Source organism: Aestuariibaculum suncheonense (genome assembly GCF_014596935.1).
GTDB classification, from domain to species: domain Bacteria; phylum Bacteroidota; class Bacteroidia; order Flavobacteriales; family Flavobacteriaceae; genus Aestuariibaculum; species Aestuariibaculum suncheonense.
This window is the reverse complement of sequence record NZ_JACVXC010000005.1, coordinates 31,981-54,646: the sequence shown is the minus strand read 5'-3', so window position 1 is coordinate 54,646 and position 22,666 is coordinate 31,981. Positions and strand designations below refer to the sequence as shown.

20 protein-coding genes are annotated in these 22,666 nt (G+C 36.1%); 7 read left to right on the top strand and 13 right to left on the bottom strand.

Annotated elements, in window-relative coordinates; genetic code table 11:
• Position 1 precedes the first annotated feature (1 nt).
• The 8 genes from ICJ84_RS12885 to mraZ form a co-directional block, all read right to left on the bottom strand.
• A complete protein-coding gene (locus tag ICJ84_RS12885; RefSeq protein ID WP_188216825.1) occupies positions 2–1,204 on the bottom strand; it encodes an FtsW/RodA/SpoVE family cell cycle protein in 1,203 nt (400 codons plus the stop codon).
• Between the two features lie 41 nt (positions 1,205–1,245).
• On the bottom strand, positions 1,246–2,583 hold the full coding sequence (murD, locus tag ICJ84_RS12880) for a UDP-N-acetylmuramoyl-L-alanine--D-glutamate ligase (protein WP_188216824.1): 1,338 nt from the start codon (positions 2,581–2,583) through the stop codon (positions 1,246–1,248).
• Positions 2,584–2,630: 47 nt separating this feature from the next.
• Entirely contained in the window at positions 2,631–3,872 is a 1,242-nt protein-coding gene (gene mraY / locus ICJ84_RS12875; protein ID WP_188216823.1) for a phospho-N-acetylmuramoyl-pentapeptide-transferase, read from the bottom strand.
• Between the two features lie 11 nt (positions 3,873–3,883).
• Positions 3,884–5,347, bottom strand: coding sequence for a UDP-N-acetylmuramoyl-L-alanyl-D-glutamate--2,6-diaminopimelate ligase (locus tag ICJ84_RS12870; protein ID WP_188216822.1), 1,464 nt, complete (start codon positions 5,345–5,347; stop codon positions 3,884–3,886).
• Positions 5,344–7,296, bottom strand: a complete 1,953-nt coding sequence (locus ICJ84_RS12865; RefSeq protein ID WP_188217005.1) for a penicillin-binding protein — start codon at positions 7,294–7,296, stop codon at positions 5,344–5,346. The genes ICJ84_RS12870 and ICJ84_RS12865 overlap by 4 nt, the downstream gene beginning before the upstream one ends.
• A gap of 61 nt (positions 7,297–7,357) precedes the next feature.
• Positions 7,358–7,675 carry an FtsL-like putative cell division protein gene (locus ICJ84_RS12860; protein WP_188216821.1) on the bottom strand — a complete coding sequence of 106 codons (318 nt, stop codon included), beginning with the start codon at positions 7,673–7,675 and terminating at the stop codon, positions 7,358–7,360.
• On the bottom strand, positions 7,676–8,572 hold the full coding sequence (rsmH, locus tag ICJ84_RS12855; RefSeq protein WP_188216820.1) for a 16S rRNA (cytosine(1402)-N(4))-methyltransferase RsmH: 897 nt from the start codon (positions 8,570–8,572) through the stop codon (positions 7,676–7,678).
• The gene (gene mraZ / locus ICJ84_RS12850) at positions 8,559–9,029 is read right to left on the bottom strand and encodes a division/cell wall cluster transcriptional repressor MraZ (RefSeq protein WP_188216819.1); all 471 of its coding nucleotides are present in this window, start codon (positions 9,027–9,029) and stop codon (positions 8,559–8,561) included. The genes rsmH and mraZ overlap by 14 nt, the downstream gene beginning before the upstream one ends.
• A gap of 295 nt (positions 9,030–9,324) precedes the next feature.
• Between mraZ and ICJ84_RS12845 the strand changes: the two genes are divergently transcribed.
• Together ICJ84_RS12845 and yihA are read left to right on the top strand one after the other, a co-directional pair.
• Complete coding sequence (locus tag ICJ84_RS12845) at positions 9,325–10,089, top strand: alpha/beta fold hydrolase (RefSeq protein WP_188216818.1); 765 nt, start codon at positions 9,325–9,327, stop codon at positions 10,087–10,089.
• A 58-nt stretch (positions 10,090–10,147) separates the two neighbouring features.
• Positions 10,148–10,759 carry a ribosome biogenesis GTP-binding protein YihA/YsxC gene (gene yihA / locus ICJ84_RS12840; protein ID WP_188216817.1) on the top strand — a complete coding sequence of 204 codons (612 nt, stop codon included), beginning with the start codon at positions 10,148–10,150 and terminating at the stop codon, positions 10,757–10,759.
• Here the strand turns inward: yihA and ICJ84_RS12835 are convergent.
• A complete protein-coding gene (locus ICJ84_RS12835) occupies positions 10,756–11,850 on the bottom strand; it encodes an ABC transporter permease (protein WP_188216816.1) in 1,095 nt (364 codons plus the stop codon). The genes yihA and ICJ84_RS12835 overlap by 4 nt on opposite strands.
• A gap of 7 nt (positions 11,851–11,857) precedes the next feature.
• Positions 11,858–14,002: a carboxy terminal-processing peptidase gene (locus tag ICJ84_RS12830; RefSeq protein ID WP_188216815.1), complete on the bottom strand. Its 2,145-nt coding sequence runs from the start codon at positions 14,000–14,002 to the stop codon at positions 11,858–11,860.
• Positions 14,003–14,179: 177 nt separating this feature from the next.
• Here ICJ84_RS12830 and surE point away from each other — a divergent pair, with 177 nt between their 5' ends.
• The 5 genes from surE to ICJ84_RS12805 all read left to right on the top strand — a co-directional run bounded on the left by surE (position 14,180) and on the right by ICJ84_RS12805 (position 18,993).
• On the top strand, positions 14,180–14,956 hold the full coding sequence (gene surE / locus ICJ84_RS12825) for a 5'/3'-nucleotidase SurE (protein ID WP_188217004.1): 777 nt from the start codon (positions 14,180–14,182) through the stop codon (positions 14,954–14,956).
• Entirely contained in the window at positions 14,949–15,233 is a 285-nt protein-coding gene (locus ICJ84_RS12820; protein ID WP_188216814.1) for a hypothetical protein, read from the top strand. The genes surE and ICJ84_RS12820 overlap by 8 nt, the downstream gene beginning before the upstream one ends.
• Positions 15,234–16,346 carry a lipid-A-disaccharide synthase gene (gene lpxB, locus ICJ84_RS12815; RefSeq protein ID WP_188216813.1) on the top strand — a complete coding sequence of 371 codons (1,113 nt, stop codon included), beginning with the start codon at positions 15,234–15,236 and terminating at the stop codon, positions 16,344–16,346.
• Between the two features lie 8 nt (positions 16,347–16,354).
• Entirely contained in the window at positions 16,355–16,939 is a 585-nt protein-coding gene (locus ICJ84_RS12810) for a C40 family peptidase (protein WP_188216812.1), read from the top strand.
• Positions 16,940–17,022: 83 nt separating this feature from the next.
• The gene (locus ICJ84_RS12805) at positions 17,023–18,993 is read left to right on the top strand and encodes a ComEC/Rec2 family competence protein (protein ID WP_241748760.1); all 1,971 of its coding nucleotides are present in this window, start codon (positions 17,023–17,025) and stop codon (positions 18,991–18,993) included.
• Positions 18,994–18,996: 3 nt separating this feature from the next.
• Here ICJ84_RS12805 and ICJ84_RS12800 read toward each other — a convergent pair whose 3' ends face one another.
• From ICJ84_RS12800 to ICJ84_RS12790, 3 genes are all read right to left on the bottom strand, one after another.
• Positions 18,997–19,545: a thioredoxin family protein gene (locus ICJ84_RS12800; RefSeq protein WP_188216810.1), complete on the bottom strand. Its 549-nt coding sequence runs from the start codon at positions 19,543–19,545 to the stop codon at positions 18,997–18,999.
• Positions 19,546–19,632: 87 nt separating this feature from the next.
• A complete protein-coding gene (locus ICJ84_RS12795) occupies positions 19,633–21,207 on the bottom strand; it encodes a peptide MFS transporter (RefSeq protein ID WP_188216809.1) in 1,575 nt (524 codons plus the stop codon).
• 41 nt (positions 21,208–21,248) lie between these two features.
• Positions 21,249–22,610 carry a peptide MFS transporter gene (locus ICJ84_RS12790; protein ID WP_188216808.1) on the bottom strand — a complete coding sequence of 454 codons (1,362 nt, stop codon included), beginning with the start codon at positions 22,608–22,610 and terminating at the stop codon, positions 21,249–21,251.
• Between the last annotated feature and the right edge of the window lie 56 nt (positions 22,611–22,666).

The following is a 22,666-nucleotide window of genomic DNA, read 5'->3' as shown; positions in this document are numbered from 1 at the left end:
TTTATATCGTTTCAGATAAAATTTCCAACGGGTTTTCTTCTTCCGTTAGCACTTCTTCTTGTTCTTTTATTTCTTCGCGCTGTGCGCTTACACTCAATACAATTCCAATAGCCAGACAGGTCATCCAAATCGATGTTCCTCCACTACTAATTAGTGGTAGGGTCTGCCCCGTAACCGGAAACAATTCTACAGCTACCGCCATATTTATTAATGCCTGAAATACGATAGGCAAACCGACACCAAGCGCCAGTAACTTACCAAAAACCGTATCGGCCTTTTGAGCTACGATTACAATTCTGAACAGTAACCACATGTACATGACCATAATGAACACACCACCGATAGAGCCATATTCTTCTACAATGATGGCAAAAATGAAATCGGATGACGACTGTGGCAAAAAGTTCTTCTGAATACTTTTTCCTGGTCCAACACCCTGAATCCCACCTGAGGCAATGGCTATCTTTGCTTTTTCAATTTGATAATCGGCTTCGGTATCTTCATCATTCGAAAAATTCTCAATACGACTCATCCAAGTATCCACACGGTTTGGCATTGCTCCCGGAAATGCTTTAGCTATTAGAACAAACATGGTTAACGCCAACACTCCAGAACCTACAATGACCGCTAAATACCGAATAGGATACCCGCCTAAGAACACCAACATCAACACCATTAAAAATATGATGGCTGCCGTTGATAAGTTAGCCGGCAAAATTAATGCTAATACTAAAAATACCGGTGTCCAAAGTGGTAAAATTGATTCTTTAAAAGTTATGGTCTCATCTTTTATTTTAGACATGTATCGTGCCACATAAACTAAAAGTACCACCGCAGCAAATGTTGATGTTTGAAACGACATCCCTACAATAGGAATCTGAATCCATCGACTCGCATTTGCACCATCGATAGTCGTACCTTGAAGCATCGTAATTCCCAATAAAACCAAAACTACAGGAATCATAATTAGCGACAAGCCTCTAAAATATCGATACGGTATTTTATGCACCCCGTACATGATTGCAAAACCTAAAAACAAGTGCATAAAATGCTTTATAAAAAAGGCAAAGGTATTACTGTTTTCACCTTTATATGCTAAATTACTCGCAGCACTATACACCGGCAAAAACGACAGGATAGCCAATAAAGCTACTATCGCCCAGATTAATCTATCGCCTTTTATGTTTTTAAATAGTTCCTGCACTTTTTACTTATATATTTAAAATTCTATTTAGCTCTTAACAGTTATAAATTTCTAACCGCCTCTTTAAACTGACGACCGCGGTCTTCATAATTCTCAAACAAATCAAAACTTGCACATGCCGGAGACAACAACACGTTATCCCCAGATTCAGATAACTTATAAGCCATTTTCACAGCATCGCTCATGCTTTGTGTTTCCACCATGGTGTCAACCATACCCCCGAAGGTTTCAATTAACTTTTCGTTATCAACACCCAAACAAATTATAGCCTTTACCTTTTCATTTACAAAAGCGAATAACTCCTCATAATTATTACCTTTATCAACTCCGCCTACAATCCAAACCGTTGGCGCATCCATACTTTCTAATGCATAGTAAGTTGCATTAACATTCGTTGCTTTAGAATCGTTTATATATTGCACTTTATTAATTTTAAGTACCTGCTCTAAACGATGTTCAACGCCCTGAAAACTTTCTAAGCTCTCACGAATCGTCTGCTTTCTAATTTTAAGCAAATGCGCTACGGTTGAGGCCGCCATAGCATTTTTAATATTATGCTTTCCTTCTAATGCAAGATTGTTTGTTGACATATGTATCTGGTTATTATCGATTGCTATAATCATCTTTTCCTCTTCTAAATACGCGCCCTTCTCTACTTTTTTTGTTATTGAAAACGGTAATAATGTTGATTGAACTGGGTGTCTTTTTAACCAATTGGTGATCACTTCATCATCTGCATCATAAATCAAATAATCTTCTTTCGTCTGATTTTCTGCAATCCTGAATTTTGATGCGATATAATTTTCAAACTTATAATCATAGCGATCTAAATGATCAGGCGTCACGTTAAGCAATACTGCAATTTTCGGTTTAAAGGTTTCGATATCGTCTAACTGAAAACTACTGATTTCTAAAACATAATTCGGATAATTGTGTTCTAAAACCTGCTTCGCAAAGCTATCACCGATATTCCCTCCTAAACCCACATTCAGCTCTTGCTTCAAAATGTAATGTGTTAAGGTTGACGTTGTAGTTTTACCGTTACTTCCGGTAATTCCGACAATGGTTGCTTTGGTAAATTTTGATGCGAACTCGATTTCTGAAACCACCTGAATTCCCTTTTCTCGAATTTGCATTACCAAAGGCGCCTTATCAGGAATACCTGGACTTTTCATCACGATATCAGCATTTAAAATTTTAGCTTCCGAATGCATTTCATCTTCCCATTCAATCTCATTATGTATAAGAACCTGTCTATATTTATCTTTTATTTTTCCCTTATCTGATACAAAAACCTCGTACCCTTTCACCTTCGCCAGAAGTGCAGTTCCTACTCCACTTTCTCCTCCGCCCAATATTACTATTCTCTGTTTTGCCATTTCGTTTTCAATTCATAAGATTCCTGCCTCCGCAGAAATGACAATTTTTATCTAATTTTCAAGGTCACGATGGAAAGGATGGCCAACAAAATGCCAACAATCCAGAATCGTGTTACTATTTTACTCTCGTGATATCCTGATTTCTGATAATGGTGGTGCAACGGCGACATTTTGAAAATGCGACGTCCTTGACCATATTTCTTTTTGGTATATTTAAACCAGCTTACCTGCATTACCACCGATAAATTCTCAGCCAGGAAAATACCACACAACACCGGAATTAACCATTCTTTACGAACAGCAATGGCAATAACAGCAATAATTCCGCCAATGGTTAAACTCCCTGTATCTCCCATAAATACTTGTGCTGGATAGGTATTATACCATAAAAACCCTATTAAAGCTCCAACAAAAGCCGTGATATAAATGGTGATTTCCTCAATGCGAGGAATATACATAATGTTCAAATATTCAGAGAATACGATATGTCCCGAAACGAAAGCAAAAATCCCTAATGTTAACACAATAATCGCTGATGTTCCTGCTGCCAGCCCATCGATACCATCAGTTAAATTTGCACCATTTGAAACGGCTGTGATGATAAAAATCGTAGCAAGAATAAATACCACCCATGCGTACTTTTCTAAACCAGGACTAATCCATGTGATTAAATCGGCGTAATCAAACTCGTTTCCTTTAACAAATGGAATAGTTGTTTTTGTTGACTTTTCTTCGTTATTAAACAATTTGGCTGGAGACACATTAGCCTCTTGAGCAACAATTTCTTGCTGTTGTTCAACCGATACTTTTTCTTTTATGGTTACATCGTTATGAAAGTATAATGTTGCTCCTACAATTACTCCCAAACCAATCTGCCCGAGAACTTTAAAACGTCCTTTTAAACCTTCTTTATCTTGTTTGAATTTCTTTAAATAATCATCAATAAAACCAATTACACCCATCCAAACGGTCGTTATGATTAGCAGTATGATATATATATTTTCGAGTTTAGCAAGTAATAAAACTGGTATTAAGGTTGCCAAAATGATGATGATTCCTCCCATAGTAGGCGTTCCTGCTTTTTCACTTTGCCCTTCAAGACCTAAATCTCTAATGGTTTCACCCATTTGTTTTTTTTGTAAAAAACGAATGATTCGCTTTCCGTAAATAGTAGATATTAACAATGACAAAATCATAGCCAAAGCCGCTCTGAAGGTGATAAACCCAAAAAGTGAAGCTCCCGGAATTTGGAATTGTTGTTCTAAATATTCAAATAAATAATACAGCATCTACTATTCTTTTATTTCTGTAATTGTTTTAAAAATTCGTTCACCTTTTTAAAATCGTCAAAGTCTGAACGCACACCTTTTATTTCCTGATAGGTTTCGTGTCCTTTGCCTGCAATTAAAATAATATCATTGGGCTGTGCCATCTGGCAAGCCGCTTTAATAGCCTGAGCGCGATCTACAATCGTCAAAGTCTTTTTAAAATTTTGAGGCTCGACACCTTTTTCAATATCTTCCAATATGGCTTCCGGTTCTTCACTTCTTGGATTATCGCTTGTAAATATCACTTTTGTACTTAAAGCCGAAGCAATATGCCCCATTTTAGGACGTTTGGTCTTATCGCGATCCCCACCGCAGCCTACAACCGTAATTAACTCTTCATTTTTAGTACGGATACTATTAATGGTTTCTAATACGTTTTTAAGCGCATCAGGTGTATGAGCGTAATCTACAATAGCCGTGATTTTATCTTTGGAAATCATATACTGAAAGCGTCCGCTAACACTTTCCAGTTCACTGATTAATCGAAGCACTTCTACTTTTTCTAAGCCTAACAACTCTGCAGTCGCATAGATGGATAATACGTTATACGCATTGAAGCTACCAATTAGACGTGTCCAAACCTCAGCTTCATTAATTTTTAACAATAATCCACCTAACTGATTCTCCAAAATCTGTGCTTTATAATCGGCGTAGCTTTTTAGGGCGTAGGTTTGTTTTCTCGCTTTTGTGTTTTGTAACATCACCAAGCCATTTTTATCATCAATATTTACTAAAGCAAAAGCTTCTTTTGGCAGGTTATCGAAAAACGACTTTTTCACATCGCGATATTCTGCAAAGGTGTTGTGATAATCTAAATGGTCGTGTGATAAGTTAGTAAACACGCCTCCTTCAAAATGCAATCCGGTGGTTCTATGCTGATGAATACCATGTGAGCTCACTTCCATAAAGCAAAACTCAACACCTTCATCATTCATCATTTTTAAATATTTGTTGATTGTTAAGGAATCTGGCGTGGTATGTGTCGCTTTATATTCCTTTTCATCAACCATAATTTTCACCGTTGATAACAATCCAACTTTATACCCCGCTTTTTTAAATAGCTGATACAACAAACTGGTTACGGTTGTCTTTCCGTTGGTTCCGGTAACACCAACCAATTTTAAATTTTCGGATGGTACACCGTAATAATTCGATGCCATAATTGCCAAAGCCTTATGCGAATTATCAACCTCAACATAAGTCACGCCTTCCTCTAAATTATCCGGTAAAGTTTCACAAATAACCGCAACTGCGCCTTGCTTGATAGCAACATCTATATATTGATGTCCATCAACTACACTTCCTGCTATAGCCACAAACACATCACCACTTTTGATGCTTCGAGAATCAAAATCAATAGCCGCAACATTCACAGCCGTGTTACCCACTACTGCGTTTATAGTTACTTTATATAATATGTCTTTTAAAGCTATCATGAAGCTGTTAACACAATGGTTTGATTATCCTTTAACTTTATATTTTTATCGATAGACTGACTTTTTACAACGCCGCTACCTTGCAATTTCACTTTTATACTTACCTGCATATTTTCTAACAGCGCCACAGCATCCATAGCTGGTAAACCAACTACATTAGGCATTATGGTTTTGTAGGTTTGTGCCGTTTCATAGAAACTATTAAATTCTTTTTCTACCGAAGCACGCTTTACTTCTAAAGTCTGCACTTCATCAATTATTGGTGTGTCGGTATGAATCTTTTGCGCAATTCTTTTGAATACAGGCCCAGTAACATCGGCTCCATAATACCCTTTTTTCACACTAGGCTTATGAATCACTACAATGCAGGAATATTTAGGATTATCGGCAGGAAAATATCCGGCAAACGAAGAAATATATCTTCTATTTTCTTTCCAGTCTTTCATCCAATATTCCGTCTGTGCTGTACCCGTTTTACCCGCCATAGAAAAATACGGCGAATATAAGGAACGTCCGGTTCCCCGTTCAACAACATGCTTCAAAATATTTTGAATTTCTTTCAGCGTTTTTTCCGAACAAATTTTATCACCTTCTTCAACCTCATCAAACGATTCCACCACCTGATCTAATTCCTTCACTTCACGAATAAATCTAGGTTTTACCATGACCCCATTATTTGCAATGGCATTATAAAATGTTAAGGTTTGTAATGGCGTTAATTTTAAATTATAGCCATATGCCATAGATGGCAGTGCATTTCTACTCCATAGTTTATCTCCCGGTTTCGGAATCACAGGCTCGCCTTCGCCAAGAATTGGCAAACCAAGAGGTTTATCTAAACCCCAATCCTGAAGATGATTCACAAATTTTTGTGGCTGCTTAGCGTACCCTTGATCAACAATTGTTGCCAAACCAATATTAGAAGACACTTCTAAAGTCCTTGCTACAGAGATTTTTCCGTGACCGTGGGTATCATAAATACCTCGACCATAAAACTGTTTATACCCTAGCCCTGTATTAATAACCGTTGATGTATCAACCACTTTATCTTCTAAAGCCGCCATTAAAGCCATCACTTTGAAGGTTGAACCTGGTTCGTGCGCCTCACCAACCGCATAGTTTAAGCGCTCGTAATATTTACCATTTTCATTTCTACCTAAATTAGAAATCGCACGAATTTCACCGGTTTTCGCCTCCATAACAACTACACAACCATGATCAGCCTCGTATTCTTCTAACTGCTTCAATAAAGCATGATGCGCTATATCCTGAATATTCACATCGATAGTCGTATACACATCATAGCCATCTTTAGGCTCTATTTCGTTGGCATCACTTAGTGGTTTCCACTGTCCTTTTCCTATTTTCTGCTTTCTTCGTTGCCCGTCAGTTCCTCTCAGGTATTTAACGCCAAAAGCGCCATCAATTCCGGCGCGAGTTACATTTCCATCTTCATCAAATCTTTCATAACCTATAGAACGTTGTGCAATAGCCCCCATAGGATGTTCCCGTTTGGTGGTTTGCTCCACAATCAGACCGCCTTTAAATGCACCTAATCGCAACAGCGGAAAATTTCTTAAACGTATATAATCGCCATATCCCACATTTCTGGCCAGTAAAAAATACCGGTTTCTATTGGCACGCTCTTTCCGTAAGGTTTTTTGATAATAACCTGAAGAACGTCCGGAATACTTTGCTAAGGAATCACTAAGCGGAATAAGATACTCCTCGAACGTCGATGTGGTTGGCGTCAATAAATCAATACGTACATCGTATTTAGGCACCGATGTCGCTAATAAGTTTCCTTTAACAGAATATACATTACCTCTATTCGCTGGAATCTTAACATTTTTAACCACTCGGGTATCGGCAAGCGCACGATATTTTTCTCCCTGAAGAAACTGTATGCTAAACAATTTGAACAACACAGCAACACCAAAGACGAACATACATCCTGATATGAAATACAAGCGGTTTAATATGTTTTTCTCGTTTACTGCCAAGTGTTGGTTAGTTTTGTGATTTAATTCTTATTTTTTTTGGCGGAATTACCGATGGCGCAATTCCTTTATCTTTCATTACATTAATTACTGCCGATTCCATTTTAAGTTTCATCAACCTCGATCGGCCATCTATAAACGCTGAACGCATTTCGTTAACTTCATTTTTCAACCGTGCAATTTCATATACCTTTTTATCTGCACTATGCGAACTTGCAATCATTACTATAGCTAAAACGGAAACAAAAATGATGAACCTCCAGTTTTTAAAAGCATCATCACTAACTAAAAATGTTCCTTTTAATATTCTATAGATATTTTTTTTCATTTATATCTTTTCGGCTATTCTTAATTTTGCACTTCTAGCTCTACTATTAATTTTTATTTCTTCTTTTGTCGGAACAATTAAACCGCCTACTTTTTTAAAAGGCACTTCGAAATTTCCAAACATATCGCGCTCCGGCTCCCCTTCAAACATCCCGTTTCTTATAAAGCGTTTTACTAAACGATCCTCTAACGAGTGGTACGAAATCAAACTTAATCGCCCTTTTTCATTTAATATTTCCGGCGCCTGCAACAACAATTCTTTTATTACTTCAATCTCCTGATTCACTTCAATTCGAATGGCCTGATAGATTTGTGCCAGAATTTTATTCTCATGTTTAGGCGATAAAAACTTTTTCAACACCGTTTTTAACTGCTCACTAGTTACGATTGGTGCTTCTTCTCGTTTTTCAATAATCAACCTCGCCATGGTCGGTGCCGAACGCAACTCACCATATTGAGCCAACACCGCTCTTAATTGTTCTTCATCATATTCATTTACCACATGATACGCAGACAATGCATTCTTCTGATTCATTCGCATATCCAAATCCGCATCAAAACGTGTTGAAAACCCACGTTCTGCCACATCAAACTGATGAGATGACACGCCGAAGTCCGCCAAGATTCCATCAACCTTTCTTACACCATGAAATCTTAAAAAGCGTTTAATATGTCTGAAATTCTCATTAATCAATGTAAATCTCGGATCATCAATTTTATTTTCAAGAGCGTCCAAATCCTGATCGAAAGCAAATAACTTTCCTTTCTCGCTCAGTCTGCTTAATATTTCTCTACTATGTCCGCCACCTCCAAAAGTCACATCCACATAGATACCATCCGGATTAATATTTAATCCATCAACCGTTTCCTTTAACAATACTGGGTTATGATATTCCATAATCTTCATCATCTTGTCCCATTACCTCTTCAGCTAAATCAGCAAAATCATCAGCTGCATCATCAATGGCTTGTTCATATAAATCTTTATCCCATATTTCAACAATGTTTATCGCCGAAGCCACCACAATATCTTTTGAAATATTTGCAAACACCGTTAAGTCTTTTGGAATTAATAAACGCCCGTTAGCATCTATTTCAACAACTTTAACCCCGGCCGTAAAACGACGAATAAAATCGTTATTGCGTTTTTTAAACCGGTTTAACTTGTTCATCTTCTGCATTAGCAGTTGCCATTCAGCCATAGGATACAACTCTAAACATTTTTGAAACACCGAACGACGCAGCACAAAACCGTCTTCTAAGATAGAAGACAACTGCTTTTTCAACGGCGCAGGCATCATCAATCTACCTTTGGCGTCTACTTTACAATCGTATGTTCCTGTCAATAAGTCCACTGTGGTTTACAAATACGTTAACGGTTTGTGTTTCAAATATATTGAAAATTTTACCACATTTTACCACATTTTACCACTTTGTTGATAATTTTTTGACGAAATGAAACTAAAAAACGTTTTCATGTAGCCGAAAACCCAATGCCCACTTATAATCAGCACGTTAGACAAATTCATACAACGCAGTATTATTTGTTAACATCTTTCTCTAAAACTATTATTGTTTAGAATTGCTGAAAAACGTCGTAAGTATAGATGAAATAACTATATTTGTTTCTAAAGTAACGACACCTGATTAATGACGCATCGTTTAAAAAAAGAAAAGAACTACAGCTATATTGAAGCCGGCGAAGGTACGCCAATTATTGTTTTACACGGCTTAATGGGCGGATTAAGTAATTTTAATTCGGTAACTAAACATTTCAGCCAAAAAAGCTATAAAGTAATCATCCCTGAATTACCAATTTATACTAAACCCCTGCTTAAAACCAATGTAAAAAGTTTTGCAAGTTACCTGAATGATTTTATTGAGTTTAAAGGCTACGATGAAGTTATTTTACTTGGAAATTCTCTGGGCGGACATATTGGCTTATACTACACCAAACTATTCCCGAAAAAAGTTAAAGCTTTGATTATAACCGGAAGCTCTGGATTATATGAAAGCGCCATGGGTAGTGGCTACACCAAGCGTAGTGATTACGAAGTGATTAAGAAAAAAGCTCAGGACGTATTTTACGACCCTGAAGTCGCTACTAAAGAGATTGTAGACGAGGTTTACGCTACAGTAAACGACCGCAACAAATTAATTAAAACTTTAGCTATTGCTAAAAGTGCCATACGACACAACATGGCTAAAGATTTACCTAAAATGCAAACACCAACCTGCATTATTTGGGGTAAAAACGACACGGTTACACCTCCTGATGTTGCCGAAGAATTTAATGAATTACTACCAAATTCTGAATTATTCTGGATTGACAAATGCGGACATGCTGCCATGATGGAGCATCCGGAAGAATTCAACAGTATTCTGGAAGCATGGCTAAACGATAAAAAGTTATAGCCTTAAAAAAAGACTTAGATTTAACACGACAAGGTGTAGACTAATATAAATTACTCTCATGCAAATAAAAACAGCAGAATTTGTTATGAGCAACTCTGATGTTGCTAAATGTCCAAAAAGCATGTTACCCGAATACGCTTTTATTGGAAGAAGTAACGTTGGAAAATCATCGCTTATTAACATGCTAACCAATCGAAAAAGTTTAGCAAAAACATCAGGAAGACCAGGAAAAACTCAATTAATTAATCACTTTTTAATTAACAAAAACTGGCATTTGGTGGATTTACCCGGATACGGTTATGCACGTGTTTCTAAAAGCACAAAAAAAGTATTCCAAAAATTCATTACCGAATACTTCAGTAAAAGAGAACAATTGGTTACCGCCTTTGTTTTAGTTGATATTCGACACGAACCTCAATCTATCGATTTAGAATTCATGCAATGGCTTGGCGAGAATGGCATTCCGTTTTCAATCATATTTACAAAAGCAGATAAATTAAAACCTAAAGCCATTGAAAATCATGTTGAAGCTTACCAAAACATCCTTCTGGAAACCTGGGAAGATATGCCTAATTACTTCGTAACTTCATCTAGTAAAGAAATTGGTAAAGATGACGTTTTAAATTACATCGATCAGCTTAACGAAAACATGCAATTAAGTTCTAATTAACTCTTTACATCTAAAGCATCTCGAAGGGCATTACCAATTAACATAAACGCCATAACCAAACTCATAATACAAAGTCCAGGTATAATTGCTAAATAAGGTTTTCCCAAGATAATATAATTATAGTGATCTTTAATCATAGCTCCCCAGCTTGCCATAGGTGGTTGCGCTCCAATACCTAAAAAGCTCAATCCGCTTTCTATTAGAATTGCTGAAGCAAAATTAGCAGCCGAAATCACGATAACCGGCGCCATGATATTAGGTAAAATATGCTTTGTAATGATTCTAAAATCATTAAATCCTAGCGCTCTCGCAGCCGTAACGTATTGTTGTTCCTTAACACTTATTACCTGCCCTCTGACAACTCTGGCAACTTCAACCCACATGGTTAATCCAACAGCTATAAACACCTGCCAGAAGCCTTTGCCTAATGCCAGTGTAATAGCTATCACTAGGAGTAGAGTCGGAATGGACCAGGTAACATTTATTATCCACATAATCATCGCATCGATTTTACCTCCAAAATAGCCTGCAATACTTCCCATAAGTATTCCTAAAAGCAGAGAAATAAATACGGCTACAAAACCAATAAAAAAGGAAATTCTAGCCCCAACTAAAATACGACTTAATAAATCGCGGCCGTATTTATCAGTCCCAAACAAAAATGTCCTTTCTTTGATAAAGCCATCTACAGATTGGTTCGGAAACACCTCTAAATCCACACTCTTTTCAACACCTTTTAAACCATCAGAGGCATATTCAGTATAGGTAAGCTTTCTTTCAACTACATTATATTCTGAAATAGGAGTTTCGGTATCGGTTATTTTTGTTCCAAAGAATATTTTATCAACAAGACTTTGCTCGATTTTTAACTGTGATGGAATAATCAACATCAATACTTTAAATCCAGGTTGTTTAGAATGAATTGACAGATGCATTTGATTTGCGTACTGGGAATTGTCTGGTGCAAATACATAAGCAAACACAGAAATAATCCCCACAAAAACAACAAAACCAAAACTAAAAACGCCCCAAAAGTTCTTTTTAAACTTTTGGAGCGCTAAGTATTTCAACGAGTTTGATTTATAACTCATACATGAATTATTTTTTAACCTCTGCGTTGGCTGTAGCTATTTTTTTAAGACGTTGTGATGCTTTCATGTCTTCTAGAACATTTAGTGCTTCTTCCACATAAACATCCTGACTTAAGCTTTCATGCCAGCGTCTGCGCTTTTCTTTTAAATCGGTTGTATCTTTTTCAAATAATGATCTTTCGTAAGATGTTGAATTAAAAGTTAAGTTTGTTTTGTAATCTGAAATGGATTCAAAACGCTTCGCTTCTTCTTCATTTAAATCTAACTCAGCTTTATATTTTTTAAAGTTTAAAGACACCTGAGTCTCATCAATTTTACCTTTAACCCATTTGGCGTTTTCTTCAATTAATTTTAATTGCTGATTGTTTTTCATGCGATTTTCGCTGTTTTTCACAACAAGATCGTAATCAAAATAATTCCAAGGTGTGTATTTAGCCGAATCAATTTCATCCCAAGGTAACGGATTTTCTTTATCCTTCTCTCCTACTTCAATAAAACTAAAACGTCCTGGCACTTTTACATCACTCTTTACTCCTTCCAACTGCACGGAACCTCCGTTAATTCTGTAATACTTTTGCGTTGTTAAAGCTAAAGCTCCTAAATCGCCACTGGTATTATTTCGTAACATCGTATTCAGATTAATTACATTCTGAACAGTTCCTTTTCCATAGGTCTGTTTGCCTCCGATAATAATCGCTCGCTTATAATCCTGCATCGCAGCAGCCATAATTTCTGAAGCTGAAGCTGATATTTCATTAACTAAAATTACAAGCGGCCCATCCCAAGAAATAGAACTATCGCGATCTTCTAAAACCTCTTTAGCTTTCCCTGTAGAACGCACCTGTACTACAGGTCCTTCTTTAATAAACAATCCGGCCATTTCTACAACGGTAGGCAAAGAGCCTCCGCCATTATTACGTAAATCTAAAACCAGACCTTCAATACCTTCCGATTTTAAACGAGCAATTTCCGTTTTAACATCTTTTGCAGCGTTGATATTTTTGTAATCTTTGAAATCGACATAAAACGAAGGTAAATCGATAACTCCAAACGTCATCCCGTCTTTTTTAACTACTGATGATTTCGCATAGGTATCTACTAACTCAATCACGTCTCTGGTTAAAGTTATATCTTTAATGGTACCATCAACTTTTTTAACCGTTAAGGTTACTTTTGTGCCTTTAGGACCTTTAATATATTTTATTGCATCGTTAATACGCATACCAACAATATTTACCGGTTGGTCTTCGTCTTCCTGCTTTACTTTTAAAATTAAATCCTCAACTTCCAGTTCCTGACTTCTCCAAGCCGGCCCTCCAGAAATTAAAGCCACAACTTTAATATAATCGTTACGCTTTTGAAGCTGCGCACCAATACCTTCTAACTTACCAGACATTCGTTGATCGAAATCCTCTTTACTATTTGGAGCCAAATAATACGTATGCGGATCGAACTCCTCAACAATCGTATTCACATAAATAGCAAACCAGTCTTCACGCTGAAAATCATCTAAGTTATCATTGAAATAAATTTCAATAGAGCGCAAGGTCGATTCGCGAGCTTCCTTCTCAATTTCAACATCAGTTTTCATTACATAAGAAGGATCCTTTTCTTTAGCTCTTAACTCTTCCTCATAAATATCATCGTAATTTGAAAGGGCTGAAAATTTAAGTTGCTTTCTCCATCGATCTTTCATTTCAGACTTATTTTTCACAAATCCTATTTGCTCATAATCCGTATTAAAAGATTCATCTTTACCGTAATCAAATGGCTTAGACAATACTTCGGTATAAATTTCTTTAGCTTCAGCAATACGTTTTACCAAACGTTCGTGTACGACATTAAAAAAAGTAATATCGGTCGCTTTAATCTGATCGTCTATCGTTAGTTTATATTTCGCGAAATCCTCATAATCCGATTGATAAAAATAACGTTTTACAGGATCTAAAACATCTAAATAATCTTTAAAAAATTCTTCTGAAAACGCATCATCAAACACCACAGGATCGTAATGTCCATTTTCTAAAACAAAAGTGATTACTTGAATTAGTAATTTATCTTTATCAGGATTATCAAACTTTTTCGTAGTAAAACTGCAAGATGCAAACCCTAAAAGTAACGCTAGCAACAGCACTTTATATTTCCTTCTCATAATATTTTTCATTCGGTTAATATTCAACGACACATAGCATGCCCGACATTTTTTTACTAAAATAAAGAAAAAACTATGCCAACACCGGCATTTGCTACTAATTTTTTGTTAAACCGAATAAATAAAGCGTATCCTGCGGAAATTATGTATTTTAGCACTACAATTTTAAGAATGAAAATGACAGAACGACCTCTTATACTTGTAACGAATGACGACGGCATAACAGCTCCCGGTATTCGCACACTTATTTCAATTATGAATACCATTGGAGATGTGGTAGTTGTAGCTCCAGACAGTCCGCAAAGCGGTATGGGACATGCCATTACCATCGATTCGACTTTGTATGTGGAACAGGTAAAAGTTGATGATGGCCCACAAACAGAATACAGCTGCTCAGGAACTCCTGCCGACTGCGTAAAGCTAGCCATCCGTGAAAAATTAGACCGAAAACCCGACATATGCGTTTCCGGAATCAATCACGGCTCAAACTCTTCTATAAACGTAATTTATTCAGGCACTATGAGCGCTGCTATTGAAGCTGGCATTGAAGGGATTCCTGCCATTGGTTTTTCACTATTGGATTACAAATGGAGCGCCAACTTTGAAGCCGCTAAAAGTTTTGTAAAAACTATTGCCGAAAATGTATTAAAACACGGTTTACCCACAGGTGTTGTATTAAATGTCAATCTGCCAAATTTACCGAAAGAAGGTATTAAAGGTATTAAAGTTTGCAGGCAAGCCAGAGCCAATTGGGTTGAAGAATTCGACAAACGCAAAACGCCCCAAGGCAAAGATTACTACTGGCTTACCGGTCGTTTTGTGAATTTAGATGGCGGAGAAGATACAGATGAGTGGGCTTTAGAGCACGGTTATGTTTCTGTCGTGCCCGTACAATTCGATTTAACGGCACACCATTACATTCAAAATTTAAACTCCTGGAATTTAAATGATTAAAAAAGAACTTTTTATTGGCATCGCCGTTGGACTAATCGCTAACGTTGTTGGCCTCATATTAATTGCAACCCTTTTAGGGCAAGGCCAAGATTTTACAACCGTAATAAAAGCAGCATACAGAGAAGGCTTTTTAGGAAAACTAATTAGTTTAGGTGCTGTTTTAAACTTAATTGCATTTTTTATCTTTATAAGAAAGCGTCAGGATTACAGGGCACGAGGTGTGTTGGTTATTACCATTTTTATAGCGGTATCTACCTTTATTTTTAAACTGTTTTAAATGAAGTATTATATTTTAGCAGGAGAAGCATCGGGCGATTTACACGGCTCAAACCTAATGAAAGCTTTATTAGAAGTAGATTCTAATGCTGAAATCAGGTTTTGGGGTGGCGATCTTATGCAGGCTGTTGGAGGTACTTTAGTAAAACACTACAAAGAACGCGCATTCATGGGCTTCGCTGAAGTGATTATGAATTTAAATAAAATCTTCAAACTGATTGCTTTTTGCAAGGAAGATATTAAATCTTATAAACCGGATGTGCTTATTTTTATCGATAATTCCGGATTCAATCTCCGCATAGCCAAATGGGCAAAACAGGAAGGCATTCGAACAAACTATTACATTTCTCCGCAGGTTTGGGCTTCGCGCGCGAAACGTGTTTTCGATATTAAACGCGATATCGACGCCATGTATGTCATTTTACCTTTTGTTGAAGATTTTTATAAAAAGTATGATTTTAAAGTCAACTTTGTTGGGCATCCGCTAATTGATGCCATTGCTAATCGCGAACAGGTAAACGAAAGTAATTTCAGAAAAACGCATGATCTGGGAAACAAACCTATCATTGCCTTATTACCCGGCAGCCGAAAACAAGAAATTAAAAATATGCTTTCGGTTATGTTAGAAATGGTTGATGATTTTAAAGATTATCAATTCGTTATTGCCGGTGCTCCTAGTCAGGATTACAGTTTTTATGAAACCTTCATTAAATCAAACAACGTAAAATACATAGCGAATAAAACCTACGATTTATTGAGCATTTCAACTGCCGCTTTAGTGACTTCAGGGACAGCTACTTTGGAAACCGCTTTATTCAAAATTCCTCAAGTGGTGTGTTATAAAGCCAGTGCCATTTCCTATCATATTGCAAAACGAATAATAACTTTAAAGTTTATTTCGTTAGTAAACTTAATTATGGATAAAGAAGTGGTAACCGAATTAATTCAGAATGATTTCAACAAGAAAAGGCTAAAACAAGAATTAACTCGTATTTTGGACGAAACAGAACGTAAAAAAATGTTCTTAAATTATTACGAGCTAGAAAAGACCCTTGGCGGAAAAGGAGCGAGTAAAAAAACAGCGCAATTAATTTACAATTCATTAAAAAACTAAAATACTTTATGAGGAGTATTTGCACCCTACTTATTTTAACTCTTGGTCTTAGCAGTTGTAAATCATCAAAACATGCTAAACATAAAACCTCTAACGATTCACAGGTTATTATTGATGCCAAGCGTGCATTAAATACTTACGATAGTAAAACTGCCGAAATAGAATACGCTGAAGAACCTGCTAAGCCTGTTGAAGAAGATAACGAAGAAAAAAGTAAAGCTGATGCCATAACCCACTATGCTTTACAATTTGAAGGCGTGCGTTATAAATGGGGAGGTACCACTAACGCTGGCATGGATTGCTCAGGTTTGGTTTTTGAATCCTTCAGAGCGCACGACATTATTTTACCGCGCATTTCCAGAGATATGGCTAAACAGGGAGACAAAATTCCCTTGAAAAAAGTTCAGGAAGGCGACCTGCTTTTCTTTAGAACTCAAAACCGAAGAAATGATATTAATCATGTTGGATTAATCATCACTACCGAAGATGATATTCAATTTATTCATGCCACAACACGTGCCGGAGTGATTGTTTCGAGACTCTCTGAGGACTACTGGACAGATAGTTTTGTAGAAGCCCGTAGAATTCTATAAGATATTTCTTATATTTATTGAGTATGAATGTACTCAATTTCACAATAATTAAGCTAACCTTATGCCTGACTACAGGTATAACAATGGCTTATTTTTATACATTCTCTGCTTCATCAAGTCTGTTTTTAACACTTGCTAGCCTGTTTTTACTATTCATCAGTTATCTTATTGCCAGAAAACAATTCATGAAAACCATTTGGTTTGGACTGATTAGCCACTTCTGCATGATTTGTATTGGAATCCTAACGGTTAGTCTGCATGATCAAAGTCTTTTTAAAAATCATTATACAAAAATTCTCAATACAGATTCAGTACCTACAACCACTTTTAGAATTCGGGAGATTTTAAAACCCAATACCTATTACAATAAATACATTGTAGATATTCTTGAAATAGATGACTCCATAGCTTCTGGAAAAACACTATTGAATATCTCAAAAGACTCTACGAACACAGAACTTCATATCGATGACGTTTACATTAGTAAAGGGTATTTTCAAAGTATATCGGCACCTTTAAACCCGGGACAATTTGATTACAAAGCTTATTTAAAGAAGAAATATATTTATCATCAAATCACTTCAAATTACAATGAACTTTTCAAAATAAAATCAAATACAAAAACACTTTTAGGACTTGCCGATGGCCTTAGAAAACACATTAACAACAAACTAAAAGTCTACCATTTCAAACCTGACGAACTTGCGATAATAAATGCTCTCTTACTTGGACAACGCCAAGATATTAGTGAAGACATTTACTCCAGCTATGTAAATGCTGGAGTTATTCATATTCTGGCTGTTTCGGGTCTGCATGTAGGCATCATCCTGATGTTTTTAAACTTCATTTTAAAACCTATGGAGTCCATAAAGCATGGCAAGACCTGTAAAATCATTTTACTTGTGCTTCTATTATGGAGCTTTGCTGTTATCGCTGGGTTATCAGCCTCGGTAACCAGAGCCGTTACCATGTTTAGTGTTTTGGCCATTGCTATGAATTTAAAACGCCCAACCAATATTTACAATACTCTTGCCTTAAGTATGCTCGCCATATTGCTGGTTAAACCCTTGTTTCTATTCGATGTGGGTTTTCAATTGAGTTATCTGGCCGTTTTTTCTATTGTAACCATTGACCCGATACTCTACAAACTATGGATACCGAAGAATAAAATTTTAAATTTTTATTGGCACACGCTCACCGTTACCATTTCTGCCCAACTTGGAATTTTTCCCATAAGTTTATATTACTTTCATCAATTCTCTGGTCTGTTTTTTATATCCAACTTAGTCATCATTCCGCCACTTGGCTTTATTCTTGGATTTGGTATTCTAATACTCATTCAGGCATTGCTAAATATACCTTCAAATGTTTTAAACAGTTGCTTTGGTTATATTATTACTTCCATGAATACATTTATTTCCTGGGTGGCTCAGCAAAGTCAATTTATATATGAAACTATTGCTTTTAGCTTGTCACAAACCTTAGCGGCTTATATTTTAATTATAGCTAGCGTTCTACTGTTCAAAAAAAGAAACTACACTTCTTTTAAATTACTTCTATCTGGTATTATAGTTATACAATTGGCCTTCATTTTTATATCTTACAATAAACCCCACCAGGAATTTATCATTTTTCATAAAAGCAGACATACTTTAATTGGGAATACAATAAATCATCAACTAACTTTTGCAACTGATGTAGATAGCATGCCTTTATTCCAAAACATTGTTAATAATTATCAGATTTCAAAACATATTGAAACGACTAAAAGAGATAGCTTAAAACCTATTTATTTACTTGACACCAAAACAATTTTGATAATAGACAGCTTAGGAATTTATAATATAAAATCAGTTCAACCAGATTATGTTTTACTCCGGCAATCACCACAACTAAACTTAAACCGACTTATAGATTCTATTAAACCCAAAACCATTATCGCTGATGGCAGCAATTACAAATCGTATATAGAACAATGGGGAAATGTTTGTTCAAAAAGAAAACTCCCTTTTCACTACACAGGCGAAAAGGGAGCTTATAGTATTCGTTATTAATTTCTAACTTTTAAATTCCGGCTTGAATGCTTTATAATATTCGTTGAATTTTTCCTGAGAATCCATAGTCTTATGGTCATCATTTTTAAACAATTTTAAATAAAGCTCCAACTGATTCGGTTGTTGATATCCACGAATTGGAGCTATCAACTCCCCTTTTTCATCCATAAAAATAATAGTTGGGTACGCACTCACCTGAAAGTATCTGGTTAATTCGTGAGCTGAATTTCGTCTGCTTGCCAATTCTGGTTTATATCCTGGATTAGAAAAGGTTTTCCCTTTATAACTAACCTCATCGCTACCTTCGGCATTAAATTTAACCGCATAATAATTTTTGTTCACATAGTCGGCAACATCTGGATTTTGAAACGTGTTTTTATCTAACATTTTACAAGGGCCACACCAGCTGGTATAGACATCCATCATAATCTTTTTCGGGGTTTTCTTTTGCAGCTCCAGTGCCTGCTCTAAAGTCACCCATTTTATTTCCTGAGCTATGCTGCCAACCGATGTTAAAACAGCTAAAAGCATTATAAATCCTATTTTTTTCATAACTACTAAATATCAAAACGTATGCCTAACTTACAAAAAAAGCTCCAAAACTGGAGCTTTTTCAATGTTTTTAACGATTATATTCGCTTAACGTACACCGTGCATTAGTTTTTTCATAACGGGTGTTAAACTCATTACTATAAGCCCCGCAACAATAGGTACAATTGTAAAAATTAAAAAGAATGTACTCATATCGTAAGCTGCAGTAATTTTATCGATAAGTCCTCCCATAGTTCCTGCTGCTTTATTTCCTAAACCAATAGCAATATACCATAAACCAAACATCATACCTATTTTAGCTGCTGGCACTAATTTACTAACATAAGACAACCCTACTGGTGATAATGATAATTCCCCTAGAGTGTGTAGCAAATAAGCTAAAATCAACCAGATTATACTTACTGAAGCCGTTTGAGCTCCCTGAGGAATACTCGCTGAACCATAAGCTAAAACTCCGAAACCTAAGCCTAAAAGTACTAAGCCAACTCCAAACTTAACGGTTGCTGGGGGATTAAACTTACTTTCCCAAATTTTTGATACTAAAGGAGCAAAAGCAATAATATAAAAGGAATTTAAAATACCGAACCATGATGCAGGGATTTCAGTATCTTCTTGTGCAAATTGTTCTTTTAACATATAAATTACAATAGCCCAAATAATAGCAAAACTGGATGCTAAAGCTATGTTCGAAAATTTATACTTGCTAAACGTTATTTTAAATAATTGAAATAACACATATGTAATAATTAACAATGGAACGACTGTTAAAAGCGTATTGGCTATTCTAAAAGCTGTAGCTGCATTACCTTCCAAGACTCTATTCGTATAATCTGAGGCAAAAATAGTCATAGATCCCCCGGCTTGTTCAAAAGCTGCCCAAAAGAAAATGGTAAAAAAGGCTAAGACCCCTACCACAATATAGCGATCTCTTTGAACATTAGCTGGCACAACTTCTTCTGAATCTTCTGAATTCCCTAATTGTTTATTTTCCTCATCAAATCCTATTGTTGCTTTAGGAGATAAACCAATTCTGCCAAAAATACTTTGAGCTAACCAAAACTGAATCATTCCTAAAAACATGAACACTCCAGCTAGACCAAATCCATAATGCCATCCGACAGATTCACCAATGTATCCACAAAGTAATATTCCTAAGAATGCTCCTGCATTTACACCCATGTAAAAAATAGTGAACGCACCATCTTTTTTATCTTGAGCATTTTTATAAACTCCATTAATAATAGAAGTAATATTTGGCTTGAACAGACCATTACCTGCGACTAAAAGTCCTATACCAAGATACAAACTCCAAGGCGTATCAAGTGCCATTGCTGCATGCCCAAGTGTCATAATTAATGCACCTAAAGCTACTGCTCTACGGTATCCAAATATTTTGTCTGCCAGAAAACCTCCCAAAATTGGGGAGAAGTAAACTAGCATCGTATAAGTTCCATAAAGTCCTAAAGCATCTTCTCTACTCCAAGCCCAACCACCATCAATAATAGCTGAAGTTAAAAATAGAACCAAAATAGCACGCATTCCATAATATGAAAAACGCTCCCACATTTCAGTAAAAAACAACACAAACAATCCAGATGGATGCCCCATTAATAACTTACGGTTCATATCTGAACCTTCAAATCTAAAGTTCTCAGTACTCATTTAATAAAATTATAATTTAATTCTTTCTTAATATTTATCTCTTATTCATCATGCATTTCACGCTCGTTGTCTTCGGCTCCGTGTGTTAAGGCTTCTAATTTATTTCTAAACATCATAACCAGAGAACCAAATATTACACAAAACACGGCAATACCTGTAAAAATGGCGTACTCACCTAAACTCTCAGAAGCTTCCCCTAACAATCCAGCTAACTTATTACCAAAACCGGTCATTGCAAAATAAATACCCATCATTAAAGACGCATACTTAACCGGCGCTAATTTTGTAATATAAGATAATGCCACAGGCGAAATACAAAGTTCTCCAACTGTATGAAATAAATAAGCTAACACCAACCAATACATAGCAGAACTTCCGGTTGTTTGGTATTGCGCTGCTGCAGCCGTCATGAAGAAAAATCCTGTTCCCATAATAATTAATCCAATAATCATTTTGAAAAGAGAGGTAGCTACTTTACCCTTTAATTTACGCTTAGCCCAAAATCCTGCAACAGTTGTTCCTAGGAAAATAATAAACATTGCGTTTAACGACTGGAACCAAGATGCTGGCACTTCCCAACCTAATAAATTTCTATTGGTATTATCCATCGCATAAATATTCATTAATCCTCCGGCTTGCTCAAAAGCACCCCAGAATACTATTACTAGTAAGAACGAAATGAACAAAACCACAACTCTGTCTTTTTCCACTTTAGTAAGCGGTTTATTCATGCTTTCATTATCAGAAGAATTTTCAGAACCTCCTAAAAAGTTTCCAACATGCTTTAAATGCTTTTGTCCCGCTAAATATTGAATAAGCCCTAAAGCCATTCCAATACCAGCTAAACCAAATCCATAATGCCATCCGTAAACTTCACCTACATAACCAACAATTAAACTGGCTAAGAAAGCTCCAACGTTAATTCCGATATAAAAAATAGTAAAACCTTTGTCACGTCTTACATCACCTTGTTTATAAAGTCCTCCAACCATAGTTGAAATATTTGGTTTTAGCATTCCTACACCAGCTATAATTAATCCTAAACCAGTGTAAAATGCCCACATTTGTTCAATAGCTAAAATACTGTGTCCTGCCACTAACAGAATACCTCCGTAAAGCACTGCTTTCTTTTGCCCAAGAATTTTATCAGCAATCCATCCTCCAGGAATAGATGCTACGTAAACTAGCATCGTATACCAGCCATATAAAGCTAAAGCTTCTCCATTAGACCAGCCTAAACCTGCATTAGCACCTTGAGCTTCAGCTACTAAATACAATACCAAAATAGCTCGCATTCCATAGTAAGAGAAACGTTCCCACATTTCGGTAAAAAACAGAACATACAGTCCTATTGGATGTCCAAATAATTCTTTGTGTTTAGTTGTAGTGATTGTGTCTGACATAAATTTTGTGTTAGTTATTTATACAAACTAAGCTGTACGAATACAGCTTAGTTGAT

Coding starts and splice junctions, on each gene's coding strand:
- murD (WP_188216824.1), bottom strand. CDS start 2,583: ATGGCAAAACAGAGAATAGTAATATTGGGCGGAGGAGAAAGTGGAGTA.
- mraY (WP_188216823.1), bottom strand. CDS start 3,872: ATGCTGTATTATTTATTTGAATATTTAGAACAACAATTCCAAATTCCG.
- ICJ84_RS12870 (WP_188216822.1), bottom strand. CDS start 5,347: ATGATAGCTTTAAAAGACATATTATATAAAGTAACTATAAACGCAGTA.
- ICJ84_RS12865 (WP_188217005.1), bottom strand. CDS start 7,296: ATGTTCGTCTTTGGTGTTGCTGTGTTGTTCAAATTGTTTAGCATACAG.
- ICJ84_RS12860 (WP_188216821.1), bottom strand. CDS start 7,675: ATGAAAAAAAATATCTATAGAATATTAAAAGGAACATTTTTAGTTAGT.
- rsmH (WP_188216820.1), bottom strand. CDS start 8,572: ATGGAATATCATAACCCAGTATTGTTAAAGGAAACGGTTGATGGATTA.
- ICJ84_RS12845 (WP_188216818.1), top strand. CDS start 9,325: ATGACGCATCGTTTAAAAAAAGAAAAGAACTACAGCTATATTGAAGCC.
- yihA (WP_188216817.1), top strand. CDS start 10,148: ATGCAAATAAAAACAGCAGAATTTGTTATGAGCAACTCTGATGTTGCT.
- ICJ84_RS12835 (WP_188216816.1), bottom strand. CDS start 11,850: ATGAGTTATAAATCAAACTCGTTGAAATACTTAGCGCTCCAAAAGTTT.
- ICJ84_RS12830 (WP_188216815.1), bottom strand. CDS start 14,002: ATGAGAAGGAAATATAAAGTGCTGTTGCTAGCGTTACTTTTAGGGTTT.
- surE (WP_188217004.1), top strand. CDS start 14,180: ATGACAGAACGACCTCTTATACTTGTAACGAATGACGACGGCATAACA.
- ICJ84_RS12820 (WP_188216814.1), top strand. CDS start 14,949: ATGATTAAAAAAGAACTTTTTATTGGCATCGCCGTTGGACTAATCGCT.
- lpxB (WP_188216813.1), top strand. CDS start 15,234: ATGAAGTATTATATTTTAGCAGGAGAAGCATCGGGCGATTTACACGGC.
- ICJ84_RS12810 (WP_188216812.1), top strand. CDS start 16,355: ATGAGGAGTATTTGCACCCTACTTATTTTAACTCTTGGTCTTAGCAGT.
- ICJ84_RS12805 (WP_241748760.1), top strand. CDS start 17,023: ATGGCTTATTTTTATACATTCTCTGCTTCATCAAGTCTGTTTTTAACA.
- ICJ84_RS12800 (WP_188216810.1), bottom strand. CDS start 19,545: ATGAAAAAAATAGGATTTATAATGCTTTTAGCTGTTTTAACATCGGTT.
- ICJ84_RS12795 (WP_188216809.1), bottom strand. CDS start 21,207: ATGAGTACTGAGAACTTTAGATTTGAAGGTTCAGATATGAACCGTAAG.
- ICJ84_RS12790 (WP_188216808.1), bottom strand. CDS start 22,610: ATGTCAGACACAATCACTACAACTAAACACAAAGAATTATTTGGACAT.